Here is a 16,878-nt window from a genome sequence, read left to right on the forward strand (position 1 = left end):
CCAAAAAGGGTTGCTTTTTAACGAGCAACCCTTTAAGGTTTTGGGCTTGAGCCCGGTTAGTACCGATAAGCAGGATTACTTTCAATACTTGAAAGCCTTTCTATTGCTTATAGAACCAATAGTGGATGATTTAAAGTTGAAAGGATTTATATAATTGAGCATAAAATTTTAGCAATAACACTTTCAAGAAAACCTTTACCGGGAAACTTTGAACCAAAAAACTTGACATTTTAATTTCGAGAACTTCATACAAAAAAAATGTTTGAAGGTTTAGGAAAATCTAAATGTCAAACTTCTTCAGTTCGATTTTTATTTTTTGTTGGTTGCGACTCACTTCCAACGGAACTTTGGTTTTAGCCAGGCTCCTTAATTGTTGTGTAATCTGATCAACAGATTCTGGTGCAACATTATTAATTTTCAAAAGCTCATCTCCTTTTCTCAATCCAGCTTGATACGCTAAACCTTTTTCTTCCACACTTTTGGCTACGAACTTATCACCGTCTTTTTGAAAGCCTACTCCCAAAGCATAAAGTGGTACCAAAGGCGTTTCAAATGTTTCATTTGGAGTAACGGCTATATAACCAAGACTATAATTAAACAATAAATTAAATTTCCCTATAATGGCCATCCCCATTAAACCGTGTTGCGTAAATCCATAAGGCAATTTTTCTGCGGGTAAATCTAAAGCCACTGTAGGGTTTTTAACCTTAAGGCCAGCTACTGATATGCTGTTAACCATTCCAACCTCTGATTTGGAAATAGCACCACTTAAATCCATAGAGGCAGAGCTACTTTTGTGTTTAAGTTTATTGATTAAACCCAAAGTATATGCGTTTAAGAAGTAATTACCATAAATGGCTCCGCCAGCGCCACTATCAAAAGTAAAGCGGGTTTTATAATCGACATCATTTACATTTAAAACTACATCTACCTTTGGGATATTTCCACTTAGCGTAATAGGCAAAACATTTTTGTAAGAATCTTTTAAATCTCCGAATGAGTAGATATCCATCTTGCTATCATCAAGATTTACAGCAACTTGATAATCTTTCAATAAATCAAAGCCAATTATTCCGTCCATTTTATGACCTACTGCATTTTGCAAACCTGTTAAATCGGCAATTACAACTTGTTTACCCAGAACTTTAGCACCACCTAAACTCATATTTAAAGTATCGATGGTATTAAAACTTCCACCATTGCCTGCAGTTTTAATATCTGTTTTATTTTGACTGGCCTTAAAATTTAATTTTTCTGCAAGTTCTTTATTTAAAGATGTTGCACCGGCACCACTATCAAATAAAAAGTCGTAAACCTTACCATTAATAGAAATTTGAACAAACATCATTCCTGATGAACGTTGCACCGGAACCGTAGAAAGTAATTTAGCAGGCAAAAGTTCTTGGGCAATTGGGTCGGCCATTCCCATTAACTGCTCAAAATGACCAATTCGCTCAAACATTAAATATTTGTTTAAGCGTACCCAGGAAACCATTTTTGGTCCACTTTTCGGCACTGCAGTTTGTTGAGCATAAATACGGTCATTCTTTTTTATGATCTGGCCATAGTAAACCGTATCCAATTGAACAGGATTAATTAACTGTGGCAAAACATTCTTCAAATTCTGATCTCTAAATTCGGCTACATGAAAAGTCTCATCAAGCATACTTCCAATATCTTGTAAATTGTGAGCCTTTAAGCTTTTGCCAAAAACAGTTAATGCATACTTTATCTGAACATCTGTTGGTTGCATTTGGGCTGAACATAATTTTGCTAAACCTACAAATGCAAAAAATAGAATCTTTTTCATTTTATCTTTAATTTCAGTTGACTACTTTGTTTGTTTTGACTGTATATCGGCCAATTTAAGCGCTTGATAAGCATTTACTATTCCTCCTGAAACAGAAAGATCTTGCAGTTTTAATTTCCCTTGCAATTCAACAGGAATAATGGTTACCGTTTGCATTAGGATATTTTTCACCTCTGATGCTGATAATTTTGGGTAATAAGAACGTATTAATGCTGCAATACCGCAAACAACAGGCGAGGCCATACTTGTACCATGCATGCCAGAGTATTTATTATTCATTTCAGTTGAGTACACATCAAAACCTGGTGCAAATAGATCGATTGATTTTTTACCAAAATTAGAAAAACCCATAATTTCGCCTGCCGGACTTGTTGCGCCTACCGTAATAACGTTACTTGCTTTTTTGCCGTTGTTATAAAATTGAGAGGGATAAAAAATAAATTGATCGGCGTTTTCTGTAAAGTTTCCACCACCACGAACAATCAGTACATCTTTTTTCTCCGCATATTCAATTGCATCATCTACAAGCGCTTTATGTGGCGAAACCCGTTTACCAAAACTCATATTAATTAAAGTTGCGCCATTATCTACCGCATACCGAATTGCTTTAGCTACATCTTCATCATATTCATCGCCTTGCGGAACAACCACACGAATAGGCATAATTTCTACATCATCAGCAATTCCTTCTATTCCAATATTATTGGCTCTATCGGCCCCAATTGCACCAGCTACATGCGTACCATGATCAGAGTTACTAAAATTTAATTGTCCATTACCCCAATTTTGGCCTGGCTTTAAACCAGCCATAATTATTTCTCTGTTATCTTTTGAAGACGAGATATATTGTTGCTGTAAGTTTTTCTTAGCTGCCTCAACCGTAAAATCACCAAATTTATAAACCAAATTAACTGGCAGATTTGGATTGTATTTTAATGCCTGTGCCCTCATTTTCAAAATTTCATACAATAAAACCATTTGTTTATCTTCTGTAAACTCTGGCTTGGTATCGTACAAATTCTGAACCGTGATAATTTTGTTGGGAAATGTTTTTTTAAGAAAACGATCTACTGAATCTATTTTACTGGCCAATTCTTCAGCACTTCCTAAGGCTCTTATAGATTGCGCCAGCGATGATTTTCTTTTTACCTGATTAAGATATTTTTTATCGCCAGCATTTAATTTTGTAGTATCTACATGTTCATAAAGCTTACTTAAGCGAACAAACTCTCGATCATCTTCGCTCGTTGCAAATTCGATATTCGTTTTTCCATCGGCACTGCCTAAAAAATTCCATCCATGAACATCATCAACGTAACCATTATGATCATCATCAATTCCATTTCCAGGAATTTCGTTATGGTTTGTCCATATTACCGACTTTAAATCTTCGTGTTTTATATCGACACCAGCATCAATTACGGCTACCACAACTTTTTTAGCAGTTTTACCCTTTAAAATTTCAGCATAGGCCTTATTTACCTCCGTACCATAAACACTATCCTTTTCGATGGAAAGCAAATGCCAATTTTGAGGATGATGTGTAAACAATTCTTTTTTCTTAGCGGCTGTAAAATCTACTTTTTGCTGTGCGTTTAAGCAAAGCGGTAGCAATAAGACTAAAAATAGTCTGCTAATTTTTTTCATCTTTAAATTGATTTTGGTTCTGTTCTCTTAACGTTATTTTGTTTGTAGAGCGGTTTGTATAAGGGCTTCATATTCAGGTTCTGATGCCTGCGGTGCATGATCCTCAATAATTTTACCTTGTTTATCGATTAAGATATATCTCGGGATTCCGGTAATATTGTAAGCTTTTTCAAATGGGGTTGCCGTTTCGTCACCAGCATGCAAATCGATACCGTTCATTCCTTTAGATTTTAGAAAGGCAAGCCATTTTTCTTTTGATTTTGCATTATCAGTAGAAATAGACATGAAAACCACATCTTGATTATCTTTGTATTTATCGCGAAGCTTTAAGAAATAAGGCAGGGAATGCATACAAGGAATGCACCAAGTTGCCCAAACATCAATGGCTACAACTTTACCTTTAAAATCGTTTAAGTTTACCAGCTTACCAGCAGCATCAGGAATTGAAAAAGCCGGAGCGATGGCATTTTTAGAAACCTTGCTATACTTCTCTCTTAATTCGATTAAGTTTTTCTTTGCGGCACTATCCGTAATTCTTTCAATAGCTGCCACCATTATTTTATCCAATTCTGGGTTCCAGCCTTTTATCGATAAGTGATAAATAATACTTTGATTAAGCTCCTCATTAATTATTCTTTCTGAACTTGCATTTTTAAGCAGATAATCCATTTTACCGATAGAACCATTGTCAGACAAATCATCGTCGGTAATTTTCGCACCTTGACTAAGTTTTAAGAACGCATAATAATTATTTACCAAAGCCCTTAAACCTATTATTTTTAAGGAGTTTACGGCCGGATCGCTAAGCGAAATCTTATTCAAAACATCAAAATAATTTTTATCTACCTTTCGCTCAGGATGTGTTCTTAAATATTGAATTTTAGATTCAAGAAAACGGAAATTGTTGTAGAAAGTGGCATACTTATTAACCTCTGCATCTTTAGAACTTTTAATAAGCTTAGATGTAAGCCCATATTGGCCATTTATTTCTTCTACCGTTTGAAGGCCTTTTTTCTCCTTAACAAAATTCCCCCATGATGTTTCGATTTCGCTAATCATCAAGTTATTAAATAATGATTTTCCAGCAATCTGAATATTTGCACTTCCTTTTTGATCGGTTGTTACTATACTTTTTTGCTGATTATCTCCACCTAAAACAAAAACATTGGATCTTTTTTCAGGCAGAACAATTTCCAAATCTTCATTTGGTTTAACAAAAACCGGATAGTTATCAATCCAGTAAACTAATGGTTCGTTCGATACAAAATCTATTTCGAACTTTCCATTTTCATCTAGTTTAATTGATTTATATAAAACCCTACCTTTTGATGAAAAAGCCTCAATAAAGAAACCTGCTGATTTTTCATTTGCGCCCACCCTGCTTCCGATAACTTTTGAGGCATAAACTGGCAGTGTAAATAAAACCACCACCATTAAACCTAAACCTTTTAACTTCATAATTTAATTGATTACGCCTGCATTGCCAATGGCTTGTAAATCGATATTGTATTTAGTTTTGTAATAATTGATAATGATATCGTATTTCTTTTTGATTAAACCGCCTGTATCTGTTGTAGATTTCAATATCGAGGCATCTAGCTCTGCTTTCGTTTTTGAAGTAATTAATGCGATGTACGAAAGAAAATCTTTATTCAATTTATCGGCCTGCAGAGCCACGACATAAGATACATAACCTAATGAATAGTAAGTTGTTGCAGATGCTGCAGTGGTATAATTGGTAACCAAGCCAAATTCTGTTGGGATATCTAATTTCCCTCTATTGAAAATGAAGTTGAAAAACTCTGTATGAATGTTATTTACATACGTTTTCTTTTGCGCATCGGTCATCGCATCAAAATCAGCAGAAAAATTGCTTAACGTAATTTGATTATAGTTAGACAAGATGGTATAATTCGTAGTTGCAGAGGCTTTCATTCTCAAATTCTGTCCGAGTAGAACTTTAAATGGCAGATTAGCTTTTAAAAATGCATCAGAATAATGATTTAACCAATTTTTCTGTACAAAGGCTAACACTTTTCCAACGTAAGCTTCATCTGCAATATCTGCAGTATAGGTTTCGTTAAAACCACCAGCAATGTAAACAGGATTTGAGGCAAAATCGACAGCGTTCCATTTATAAAGGAAAAATGTGCCATATTTTTGGTTAAGCGTAACCAAAGCCGGATCATAATCATGATTGCCTTGTGGTAATTTATACTGTACATCGATAGCTGATGGCTCCAATGCCTCTTCAGTTTTTTTACATCCTAAAACAGAAATGCAAAGCAAAGCTATTAAGATTAAATTTTTTATGGTTTTCATCTTTATCGAATTAAGGATTTTGAACAAGGTTAGGATTACGTTTTAGCGCTTCATTTGGAACATCTAAAGTATAGCGACTATCATTTTCGTTTAAAGTGATGGTTTGAGGGGAACCTGCAATCAATTGAATCGTGTGTGACATACTCGGCCTACCCCAACGACGCAGATCGAACCAACGATGATCTTCCAAACACAGTTCGCGTCTACGTTCCGCTTTGTAATAAGTAAATAACGCCTGTGGATCAGCTATTGAAATAGGTAAATAATTCGCTGTTCTAATTCGATTTGAACGTAATAAATTAATATCGGCAAGGGCTTTTGAAGTTGCCGATGCATCGCCAGCAATCGCTTTCTGAATGTAGGCTTCGGCACGGTTAAGGTAAGCTTCTGCTGTTCTAAATGCTTTACCATTACTGATTGACGTATTTGCAGTATTGTACTTTGCCGATCCTGATTTATAACTTACGATTACACTCGTTAAGTAAGCGGTTGACCTGAAACTATAAGTTGGTCTTAAATCGCCATTTTCGTATGTACTTAAAAATGCTTCTGAAATAGAGAACGCGGCCTTAGCTGCAACTCCCGAAGCCAACCCAAATGGCATAGGTGTTAATTCAGTAGAACTACCATAACCCCATATTACCTCTGGCGAAGTAACGCCATAAGAAATTGGAAACAATGTTCCTGTGGCTATTTCATTGTATTGTTTTAATGTTGGCTTTGAAGCAATTACAGCATCAGCATATTTAATAGCTTCATCCCAATTCCCCATGTATAAGTACACCCGCGAAAGCAAAAACCTTGCTGCTGTGCCATTAAATCTATAAACTGTATTAGCCGAACCGTTCGCATCTAACAAGGGAATTGCTGTTTTCAAGTCGCTTTCTATTTGTGCGTAAACAGCTGCAACGCTCGATCGACCAATGGGGTTATCTGATACTTCTGAAGATAAGATAAGTGGCACGCCAAGATCTGTAGCCGGGCTTACATTAGTTCCGGTAAAAGGTTTGCCAAAAAGATTGACCAAATTAAGGTAATAGAAAGATCTAAGCGCTAAGGCTTGTCCGCGGAGATTACTTTTTTCAGCAGCAGGACCTTCCACTCCATCAACATAATCCAATATGATATTACAACCTTTTATTCTCGCATAATAGTTGTACCAGGTATTGCTATAAGTTGGCGAAACCTCAATAAGCTTATCAATCATGTTCCGCTGCCAGGTATAAACTGGTGCATATTTATTTAAACCCGCTACAATCGTCGAATTTGCGTTGAAGTCTGATTGAATGTCGTCAGTTAATAAATCTAAATAATCGTTAATATTAGAAGTTGCTGATAAGGCATAAGCCTCACCCATCATTAATTGATTTAGTGCAGCCGTTGTGGTCGGACGAACTAGATCCTGGCTGCTCTCTTCCAAAAAGCCTTTTTTGCAGGCCGTAAAATTTACAGTTAAACAGATTAGCAATATAATTTTAAAAAATTTTTTCATCGTTGTATTTATTATAAACCAACATTTAAGGATAAAGAATAGGTTCTAGGTATTGGCAGGCTATTTCCATTTACTTCTGGATCTTGGCCATTCAATCGCTTATCAGCAATGTAAAATAAGTTGGTAACCGAAGCCATTAGTTGCAATGATTTTATGCCTAACCTAGTTGCTTGTTTATTTGGAACAATATAGCCGAACGCCAAATTCCTTAAACGCACAAAACTTGCATCTACAACCCTGATATTGGAATAATCGTACAGTAACCTCGAATATTCTAAAGCCGAACTTCCAGGTACGGCTAAACTTGTTGATGATTGTGCTCCTGCAGTTGGTAAACTTGGAATATTGGTATTGGCCTCATCTCCCGGTTGCCGCCATCTATTAACCAATTCGCCAGAAAGATTTTGAAAAGAATACGGCGCTGAGCTGGCTGATGTTGCTGTTGGATAAAGTGCTGCTAATCTTTTTACATTACCTGTACTGATGTATAAGAATGTGTTTAAAGTAAATGATTTATACCTAAAATTATTGGTTAAGCCACCTGTAAATTTCGGATCGAGCTGACCCGAATAAACCATTGCTTTTGTTACATCACTAACGGCAGCAGGGTTGGTAGCCACGTTTAGATTGTTAAATGTCGGATTTCCATTTACTGGATCTAAACCTGCAAAATCAAACGACCAAATGGCCGATGAGGCATAACCCTCTTTATATAAACCACCAGATGCGGCAGTTTTCCAATCGGTTAAGGAAATTGCACCCGAGCTAATTACATTATTGGTAACCTTTGAAGTATTGAATGCAACATTCCATGAAAAATCTTTATTTCTGATTGCCGCATAATTCAATGAAATTTCATATCCCTTATTATTCACATTCCCGGCATTAATTGGCATGGTGTACAAGCCATATTCTAATGGAATCGTTTTCTGAACAATAATATCGTATCCTTTTTTAATGTAGTAATCGAAAGTTCCTGATAGTCTATTTTTGAAAAATGCGAAATCTAGCCCTAAGTTGACCGTTTTGTTACGTTCCCAACGTAAATCTCGATATGCTAAACTTTTAATATTTAAAATACCCTCGCCAGAAACAGGACTGATTGAAGCAGTACCAGTAGGGATTTGAGCAATTAAATCAGGGCTGAAATTTTCTGCTACGTTCCCCTGAAAACCGTAACTTACTCTTGCAGAAAGTTGGTTTAACCAAGTCCAGTTTTCAAATAAATGCTCTTCAGCAATATTCCATTTTCCGGCAATAGACCAAACTGGCAAAAACCTGTGGTTAGAATACTGACCAAAACGGTTAGAAGCATCTGTACGAACGTTTCCGTTAATTACATATTTTTGGTTAAAGTTATAAGTAGCTGTAGCAAAGTAAGATACATAATTAGAAACACGATCCGTTATTACAGGGATTGTGTAGGCATAAAGCGGATTGCTTGATGTGGTGCCTGAATTGGTAATAGTTAAGGGAACTTGAGCAAAAGATTGTCCCCTATCTGGCATATAACCATAATTAGTTTGGTTTAGCCCATCATATTTTGAACTTCTTACTTCTTGGCCCACCATTACGTTAAAGTTATCTTTATTTCCCCTCAAGGTTTTGGCATAGCTTAAATTATTTCTTACTGTTACCGTTTGGTTGCTCATCCCATAGCTATTATAAATTCCACCGATTGGAAGTTGAGAACCTAAATAAGCAATAGACCCTGGCAAAGCACTTCCATATGCATAACCTCTTAAAACAGTAATGTTATTTGAGGTTTCTGTAGCAAAAGTATTTGCTGCTGTTTGTGTATATCCATAACCAAATAAAGATTGAAAGTTAAAATCCTTTAAAAATTTATAATCTAAATTGGCAGCCATGTTAATGGTAGTAAGCTTATTGGTATTGCCTGTTTGCGATAATTCGTACAAAGCATTATAGTTATACGAACCTGTTGTAGTATTAGGTGCCGTATAAAAATAATAAGAACCATCTTCATTATAAGCAGGAATAGTTCTACTGGTATTGTAAGCATATTTAAAAGGATCTACCTGATAAAATCCACTTGTAGTACTTTTTGATCCATTTAATTTTAATCCAATTTTTAAATTATCAGTTAAACTGCTATTAATATTGGCTGATGCCGTATAACGATTTTGCTCATTACCATTGCTATTACCTTTATCGTTCAGGTAACCAACAGATCCATAATAGGTTGTTTTATCTGATCCGCCTGAAATATTCAAACTATGGTTTTGGCTAATCGGCGTTTGAAACAAAGCATCAAACCAATCCATGTTGGTTGTTTCTAATTTATTTACTCCCGCAACAAATTGTTCTTGCGTTATTTTTTTATCAAATAAGCTCGTGGCCAAACCTTCGTAAGAAATCGGATCTGGTGTTACGCCAAACTGTAAACCCTTGGCATAAATTTCTCTCGATACATCTACCCGTTCCTTAGAATTCATCAAATTGAACATCCCGTAATTTGGCTTTTGCGATGTCGTAAAATTTGTAGAATAGTTGATAGATGGTTTACCAATTTTTCCTTTTTTGGTTGTGATTACAATTACACCATTTGCCGCCTTTACACCATAAATAGCAGTTGAGGCTGCATCTTTTAAAACTGTAATATCCTGTATGTCTTCAACATTTAAAAAAGCTACAGTACTACCAACCAAGTTTTTAATGGCATCGTTAGAAGATTGAGCATTTAAAGAATTAAGCTGTTGATAATCAAACGGAACTGCATCTTCCTGAATAATTCCATCTACCACCCAAACTGGCTCTTGGTTACCTAACAAAGTTGAAGTACCACGAACCCTTACTCTCGGTTTCGAACCAATTAAGCCCGAAGAATTGGTAACCGCAACACCTGGTAGTTGTCCTTGTAATAATTTATCTACCTGATTGGTTCCAGCCACTTTAATATCTTCCATTTTTACCGAAGCTATAGCACCCACAAAATCTCTTTTAGCAATATTCTGATAACCTGTAACTACAACATCATCAAGACCTTGCGCTGATTCTTCTAGTTTAATATTATAAACTAAAACGTCTATCGTAGCATTTACATTTACTTGTTTTACCAAAGGTTTAAAGCCGATGTATTGATATTTAATTGAGCTATTGTCATTTACTAACAGCACATAATTACCGTTTTCATCAGTCGAAGTCACATTTTTTTCACCAACCTCTTGAATAGAAACACCCGGTAAAGACTGGTTTTTGTCATCAGTAATTTTACCTGTTAATCTGATTTTTTTTTGAGAAATGGATGGTCCACCCGATGTGGAAACTGCTTTGGTTTTGAAGATAACCACATCTTTATCGATAACGAAAGTGATATCCGTTCCGTTTAAAAGTGCAGTTAGAACAGCACTTAAGCTTTTATTTTTTAGTGATACCGTAACTCTTGGATTTTTATCTAATTGATCGGCGTTATAAAAAAATTGCATTTTCGCTTGTCTGCTTACTGTTTTTACAGCATCAGATAGTTTGGCATTTTTAACATTAATGGAAATGTTAGCTGGGCTTTGTGCTTTTGCAGAAAAGCCAAAAATTATAATTGCACAGATTGCGGCACTTATCGTTTTCGTTAAAAAGCTTAATCCAGGCGAAAAATAATTTTGTAAATATTTTTTCATTTAGTTTTGAATAGTTTGGTTGATTTTTTGATTTTGGTTTAGCTAGATGTCGTGTTTAACGTTGATCTACATATATCCTCCTGTTTTTAATGCTGAACTTCACTCCTCCTGTTTGTTCTATAATATTGAGTATGACTTTTATATCACTGTATCTTTCAATCTCTCCCGAGAAATGAATTTGCTTAATTTTCTCTGATTGGAATTCCACATCGTAATCATACCACAAGCTCAATTGATCCATTACTTCACCGAGCGAAGCTTCTTCGAAAACAATTTTTCCATTTGCCCACGCTACATAAGGCAAAACATCAACATCTGCTTTGGTTAAGGTATTTGTTTGTTGGTTAAATATTGCCTGTTGGTTTGGCACTAAAATGGTGGTTTGGTTATTGGCAGATTTGGCCTCTACTTTACCCTCAACCAAAGTGGTACGTGTTGTTTTGGTATAAGTATTCACATTAAAGGTGGTTCCCAATACTTTTACATCCATACCAGTTGCATGAACAATAAAAGGCTTATTTGGATTTTTAGCCACTTGGAAATAAGCCTCTCCCTTTTCTAAATAAACATCGCGAGAGCTCGCTGCATTAATATTTACCGGAAAGCGAAGCACTGAAGCCGAGTTAATCATTATCGTACTTCCATCTGCCAAAGCCAATTTATATTCTGCTCCACGAGGGATAATTAACTTATTGAAAACCTGTTTACCAGTAGCTGTACCGTCTGCTTTATAACTTAATAATTCTTTGTTTTTATTAGTGATGCTTGTTCCAGCAATTTCAGCTAATTGTTTGTTCGGATTTTCAGAAAGCTCAACTTCACTTCCATCAGCTAAAACAAGCGTAGCCTTATTATGATCGGTTGGTTGTAATTTTGCTAAGCTCAACCCCACAGGCTGATTGTTTTTAGCATAATAAAAAATCCCACCAGCCAAAAGGAACATGGGCAACAAAAGAACAGCTGCATAACGCAATAATCGAGGCATTAACTTTATGGTTTTGGCTGGGAGATTAGAACGAACTTTGTTCCATGCCGAATCTTCGTTAATAGTATTTATCAAATTATTTGCACCTGCAATCATTTTATCAGCCTGTAAGGCATCAATTAAATCTCTTTCCTCGGGGCTCAGTTGATCCATTAACTGCTGATTTGGCAACTCGTTGTTGTTTAACTGTTGGATAACTTGAACCCAGATATTTTCTTTTACGCTCATTTCTCAGATGGATTAATATATAGTATAGCTTAAGTTAATTTAGGGTGACAGCAATATTAATAAATCATTAAATGATTTACAATTAACTGATTATCAATAAAATAAAATTTTATATTTGGATTAGAATTTGCTTCTACCCAATAAGATAGCGATAAAGATCACTGAAAGCGGGTCTTCTGAAGCTTTGGCTTTTAGAAAAGCGTATGCCCTTTTCATTTGCGTTTTAACCGTATTAATAGAAATATTGTTGGTCTTTGCGATATCAGCATAGCTTAAGCCATCAACAACATACTGCAGGAACACTTTTTTACGATCTTCAGGAAGTAAATTCACCAGGCCCAAAACTTTCTCATCTGCAGTTTCTTTAAACTGCAATGCTTCTTCCTCTTCTAAATAATTGCTTTGAAGAGCAGCAGATATTTGATCTGTTAATTCTACAGAATTGGGTATTTTTTTTAGATACGTTAAAGAAAGATTTTTTACCGCTCGAGTAGCATAAGATTGGAAAGAAGTCTCAATTTGAACTTCATTTCTCCTATTCCAAAAATGAATAAAGAAATCCTGAACAATATCTTCTGCGGCAGCTTCATCTTTAGAAATTTGATAAGCAACGAGCACTAAAAACTTATAATGTCTTTTAAACAAGTTTTCAAATGAGGCTATATCAAAATATTCTGCCAACTTATATTCTATATTGTTGTGATTTTCAGGAATAACTTTGGTAAAAATAATTAAAGTGATGTAAAACACTAGAAATTAATCATTTTTAGTTTAAATAAAAAAAAAAAACAAATTGCTAAACACTATTTAGACTATCAAACATGAAATTTAAGTATTTAAATTAGAATTACCCTAAAGGTGGACACTGTTATTTATGTTTGCTTTGCCGTCTTTCGCTCAGTTAAAAAAAATCAAATCCACTGCTTAGCGTCTCTTTCTTTCAAATCTGCCTCTGGATGATTGGTTTTCGATGAACGAATAACAGATAGTATACGATTTATTGGTTTCTGAGAGTTTTCTAATAGCGGATACGAGACCATTCAGTTTAAGTCAAAAATGATTCAATATTTAGTTAAGCGAAAGGATATAGAGAAATATTACTCGAATACGCAAACTTGATAGTTTCTTCACTTGATGGATATTTGGTCGATTGTAAGATTGTAAATATAAACGACACTATATTTAAGGCAAAAAATCTGGATTACTGATACGAATTCTTAGCATTTCTAAAATCCTAAAACATAAACGAATTTTCTAAATGTAATTCTATTGTAAAATCAATAGGGATCCCGTTGAGGATCCCTAAGAAAAAATGTACCCAGTGCCGGAGTCGAACCGCCTAATGATTAGTAATCTAAATTGCTTTTAATTTTTAAAGAGAATGGTTATATTTACGCTATAGCAATTGCAGCTAAAACGTATTAAAAAAATAGTGAGTAATTCAATGAGTAGAATTACAAAACAGCCTCAAATACTATTTAAACGTTGATTTTTTGCACTAGGTGCAAATCCCTTCGGCTCCATACAATAACAATAAAGCAAATAGCAAAATATAACCTTCAAAGGTATAGTAACATGCTCATACATAGCGTAAACACAAATCGTTGATTTTAGGAAAAGAGGATTAATTCTAACTGATAACGGAGCCTTCCCAAAGGCCTCCCTGTCCCTTCTAACGAAGAAAGTGACGCTAAAACTGTGGCTAGATTTCATAAAATCTTCTCCTATTTTTTAACCCAAATCTGCACCCAAAAAACAGCTAAAACGGCAACGATCTGGTCTGTTGTCCAAAAATTAATAATTGTAATAAATTTCAGTTTTCGTTGAAAAGACAATGTTAAGAAGAAAATTTGGGTGCAGATTTGGGTTAAAAATGGTTGATATTCGTTAACCCATTATAAACCCAATAAAAAAACAAAACCCCCTAAATGAACCATTTAGAGGGTTTTTGATACAGTTTGTATCTGTTTTTGTCGGGATGGCAGGATTCGAACCTACGACCTCCTGCTCCCAAAGCAGGCGCGATACCGGGCTACGCTACATCCCGAACTTGGTATCTTCTTTTTTTTAATCCTGTTTTAAAAGTAGATAAACTTTTTGTCGGGATGGCAGGATTCGAACCTACGACCTCCTGCTCCCAAAGCAGGCGCGATACCGGGCTACGCTACATCCCGAACTTGGTATCTTCTTTTTTAATCCTGTTTTAAAAGTGGATAAACTTTTTGTCGGGATGGCAGGATTCGAACCTACGACCTCCTGCTCCCAAAGCAGGCGCGATACCGGGCTACGCTACATCCCGAACTTGGTATCTTCTTTTTCCCTCTTTCGAAGGGATTGCAAATTGACGATTTTAAATTGATAATTCCGTTTTTATTTGCATTTATTTTTATTTCTGCGGAGAGGGCGGGATTCGAACCCGCGGTACCGTTACCAGTACGACAGTTTAGCAAACTGTTCCTTTCGGCCACTCAGGCACCTCTCCTTATCCTCTTTTCTTTCGCCCTACCGGCGTTGTTTTGAGGTCTGCAAATATAGTAAAACAAGTTATTCTGCAAAAAAAAATTATCATAATTGTTGATAATCTATGCGCACATGATAGATACTCATCAGCATCGTCTTGAATATCAATTTGATAGTTTCAATATCTTTTAACGTTAAATCGCAATCATCAAGCTGATTTTGCTCCAATTTGTAGTTAATTATACGTTCAACCAGGTCATTTATGTTCTGCGCATCGGGATTTTTCAGACTTCTTGAGGCAGCTTCGACCGAATCTGCCAACATTAACACACCAGTTTCTTTACTAAAAGGGATCGGTCCGGGGTAGCGGAAAATGTTTTCATCGACGAATTTTTCAGGAGAATTTTTCAAAAACGATTGATAAAAATAATCAACCCGTGTATTTCCATGGTGTGTTCTGATGAAATCAATAATGGCTTCCGGAATCTGGTTTTTTCTTAAAATCTCAATTCCCTTATGCACATGCTGAATAATAATCTGTGCACTTTGCTCATAAGGCAATTTATCGTGCGGACTTACGGCGGTATTCTGGTTCTCGATAAAATATTGCGGATTATCTACCTTGCCTATATCGTGATATAAAGCCCCTGCCCTTACAAGTACCGAATTACCACCTATTTTAAAAATAGCAGCTTCAGCAAGGTTAGCTACCTGCAACGAGTGTTGAAACGTTCCGGGCGCTTTAAAAGCAAGCTCTCTTAAAAGTTTATTATTGGTATTGGTAAGTTCAATCAGCGCCACATCTGAAGTGATACCGAAAATACGCTCGAACAGGTAAATTAAAGGATAAGCCAAAAGTGATAACAATACACTAAAAATAAAAGGAATAAAATTAATCCATTCTATTTCGCGAAAAGATCCTTCCCGCAGCAAGGCAATACCTACAAAGGAAACAAAATAAGCCAACAATATAAATAAAGCCGAAACCAGAAACCTTTCGCGTTTAACAAAGTTTTTGATGCTGAATATGGCCACCATGCCTGCGGTAACCTGGTAAAATACAAATTCGAAACTGTTGGCCACAAAAAAACCGGCAATCAAAATCACCAGCATGTGCAGGTAAAGCGCCAAACGCGTATCAAATAAAATCCTGATGATAATGGGTACCACGCAAAAGGGAATGTAATATAAACTCGGGATTTCCATTTTAATGGCCCAGGTTAAGGCCAGCAACATTCCGGTGGTTACAATCAAAATTAGCGAAAGCTGGCGGTTATCGGCAAAAATATCTTTCCTGAAAAGAAAAAGGAACGACATTAATATGGTAAGGATAAAACCCACAAGCACCACTTGTCCCAGGTAAACCAATGCCCTGCTGCCTATGGTTTTCGTCTGCGCATCATAAGTAGCCTTATACGATTCGAGCTTCTGATAAATTTCTTCATCAATTACGTCGTTTTTGGCTACAATCAGTTCGCCCTTCTGCACCATGCCTTTAGTGGTCGAAATGTTATTGATGGTATTATCCTGTATCGTTTGTGTTAAGCGTTCATCGAATACTATATTTGGGGTAATATGATCAATGGCCAGGTTTGCCACCAGATCGCCCATTACCGGGTTGGGCGCTTTAAAATTATCTTTAAAAAAGTTCAGCGCCGTTTCAGCCGTAAAAACATCCTGCGTATTTTTTTCCTGGGCAACGTTATTTTCTAGCAGAGAGAAATCGTAATTTTTTCCGCCTGCCTGGTGTTTTACATTTAGTCCGATAATCCCTTTTTGATAAATTTGTTGCAGCAGATGATAAGCAGCAGTTTTATAGGCCTCTTTTCCTTTTTCATCAAGCTGCTTCGATTTCCATTTAATATCAAATTCATTACCAAATTCATCCAATGCGGTTGCTGTAATGCCTTTATCTAACTGGTAAACCGGCAAAATATCTTTTAAAGCATTCTTTTTATCTGTACTTACCTGTGGGTTTGTTTTTAAAATGGCAAAGCTAAAAGGCGAAATCAGATCCTTATTTTTCCAAACTGCATTTTTTTCAAACTCGTATCTAAATCTTGGTTGTTTTGGAAGAAACAGCGTAATTATAAAAACGGTAAACGCCATCATTACATATTTCAGGTTTGATGAATATTTCCGGTAAAGGATCTTGTGGGAATTTCTCTTGATTTTGGCCAAAACGATATAATTATTGTAATGTCAAAAATAACATTTTTATCTAATATACATTTTAGGGATTTTGTTTGCAATTACCAGATTTTATATTTTACTTTATGATATCAAATTAATATCAATT

Annotated in this window: 9 protein-coding genes and 4 tRNA genes; all 13 read right to left on the minus strand. The window is 35.7% G+C overall.

From position 1 onward, the window contains the following. Window positions 1-280: 280 nt before the first annotated feature. Window positions 281-1,810: an aspartyl protease family protein gene (locus R2R28_RS27940; protein WP_316828958.1), complete on the minus strand. Its 1,530-nt coding sequence runs from the start codon at window positions 1,808-1,810 to the stop codon at window positions 281-283. 21 nt (window positions 1,811-1,831) lie between these two features. Then, a complete protein-coding gene (locus R2R28_RS27945) occupies window positions 1,832-3,457 on the minus strand; it encodes a S8 family serine peptidase (protein WP_316828959.1) in 1,626 nt (541 codons plus the stop codon). Window positions 3,458-3,490: 33 nt separating this feature from the next. Beyond that, the gene (locus tag R2R28_RS27950; protein ID WP_316828960.1) at window positions 3,491-4,915 is read right to left on the minus strand and encodes a TlpA disulfide reductase family protein; all 1,425 of its coding nucleotides are present in this window, start codon (window positions 4,913-4,915) and stop codon (window positions 3,491-3,493) included. Between the two features lie 3 nt (window positions 4,916-4,918). Beyond that, window positions 4,919-5,779, minus strand: coding sequence for a putative zinc-binding metallopeptidase (locus R2R28_RS27955; protein ID WP_316828961.1), 861 nt, complete (start codon window positions 5,777-5,779; stop codon window positions 4,919-4,921). Between the two features lie 10 nt (window positions 5,780-5,789). Next, window positions 5,790-7,271, minus strand: a complete 1,482-nt coding sequence (locus tag R2R28_RS27960; protein WP_316828962.1) for a RagB/SusD family nutrient uptake outer membrane protein — start codon at window positions 7,269-7,271, stop codon at window positions 5,790-5,792. Between the two features lie 11 nt (window positions 7,272-7,282). Next, on the minus strand, window positions 7,283-10,906 hold the full coding sequence (locus R2R28_RS27965) for a SusC/RagA family TonB-linked outer membrane protein (protein ID WP_316828963.1): 3,624 nt from the start codon (window positions 10,904-10,906) through the stop codon (window positions 7,283-7,285). Between the two features lie 55 nt (window positions 10,907-10,961). Then, window positions 10,962-12,119: a FecR family protein gene (locus R2R28_RS27970; protein WP_316828964.1), complete on the minus strand. Its 1,158-nt coding sequence runs from the start codon at window positions 12,117-12,119 to the stop codon at window positions 10,962-10,964. 120 nt (window positions 12,120-12,239) lie between these two features. Continuing rightward, the gene (locus R2R28_RS27975; RefSeq protein ID WP_316828965.1) at window positions 12,240-12,869 is read right to left on the minus strand and encodes an RNA polymerase sigma-70 factor; all 630 of its coding nucleotides are present in this window, start codon (window positions 12,867-12,869) and stop codon (window positions 12,240-12,242) included. Between the two features lie 1,223 nt (window positions 12,870-14,092). After that, a tRNA-Pro gene (locus R2R28_RS27980) sits at window positions 14,093-14,166 on the minus strand. 53 nt (window positions 14,167-14,219) lie between these two features. Then, window positions 14,220-14,293, minus strand: a tRNA-Pro gene (locus R2R28_RS27985). A 51-nt stretch (window positions 14,294-14,344) separates the two neighbouring features. Beyond that, window positions 14,345-14,418, minus strand: a tRNA-Pro gene (locus R2R28_RS27990). Window positions 14,419-14,514: 96 nt separating this feature from the next. Beyond that, window positions 14,515-14,601, minus strand: a tRNA-Ser gene (locus R2R28_RS27995). Between the two features lie 83 nt (window positions 14,602-14,684). Continuing rightward, window positions 14,685-16,760: an HD family phosphohydrolase gene (locus R2R28_RS28000; RefSeq protein WP_410479205.1), complete on the minus strand. Its 2,076-nt coding sequence runs from the start codon at window positions 16,758-16,760 to the stop codon at window positions 14,685-14,687. Window positions 16,761-16,878 lie beyond the last annotated feature (118 nt).

The organism is Pedobacter miscanthi (genome assembly GCF_032678605.1).
GTDB classification, from domain to species: Bacteria; Bacteroidota; Bacteroidia; order Sphingobacteriales; family Sphingobacteriaceae; genus Pedobacter; species Pedobacter miscanthi_A.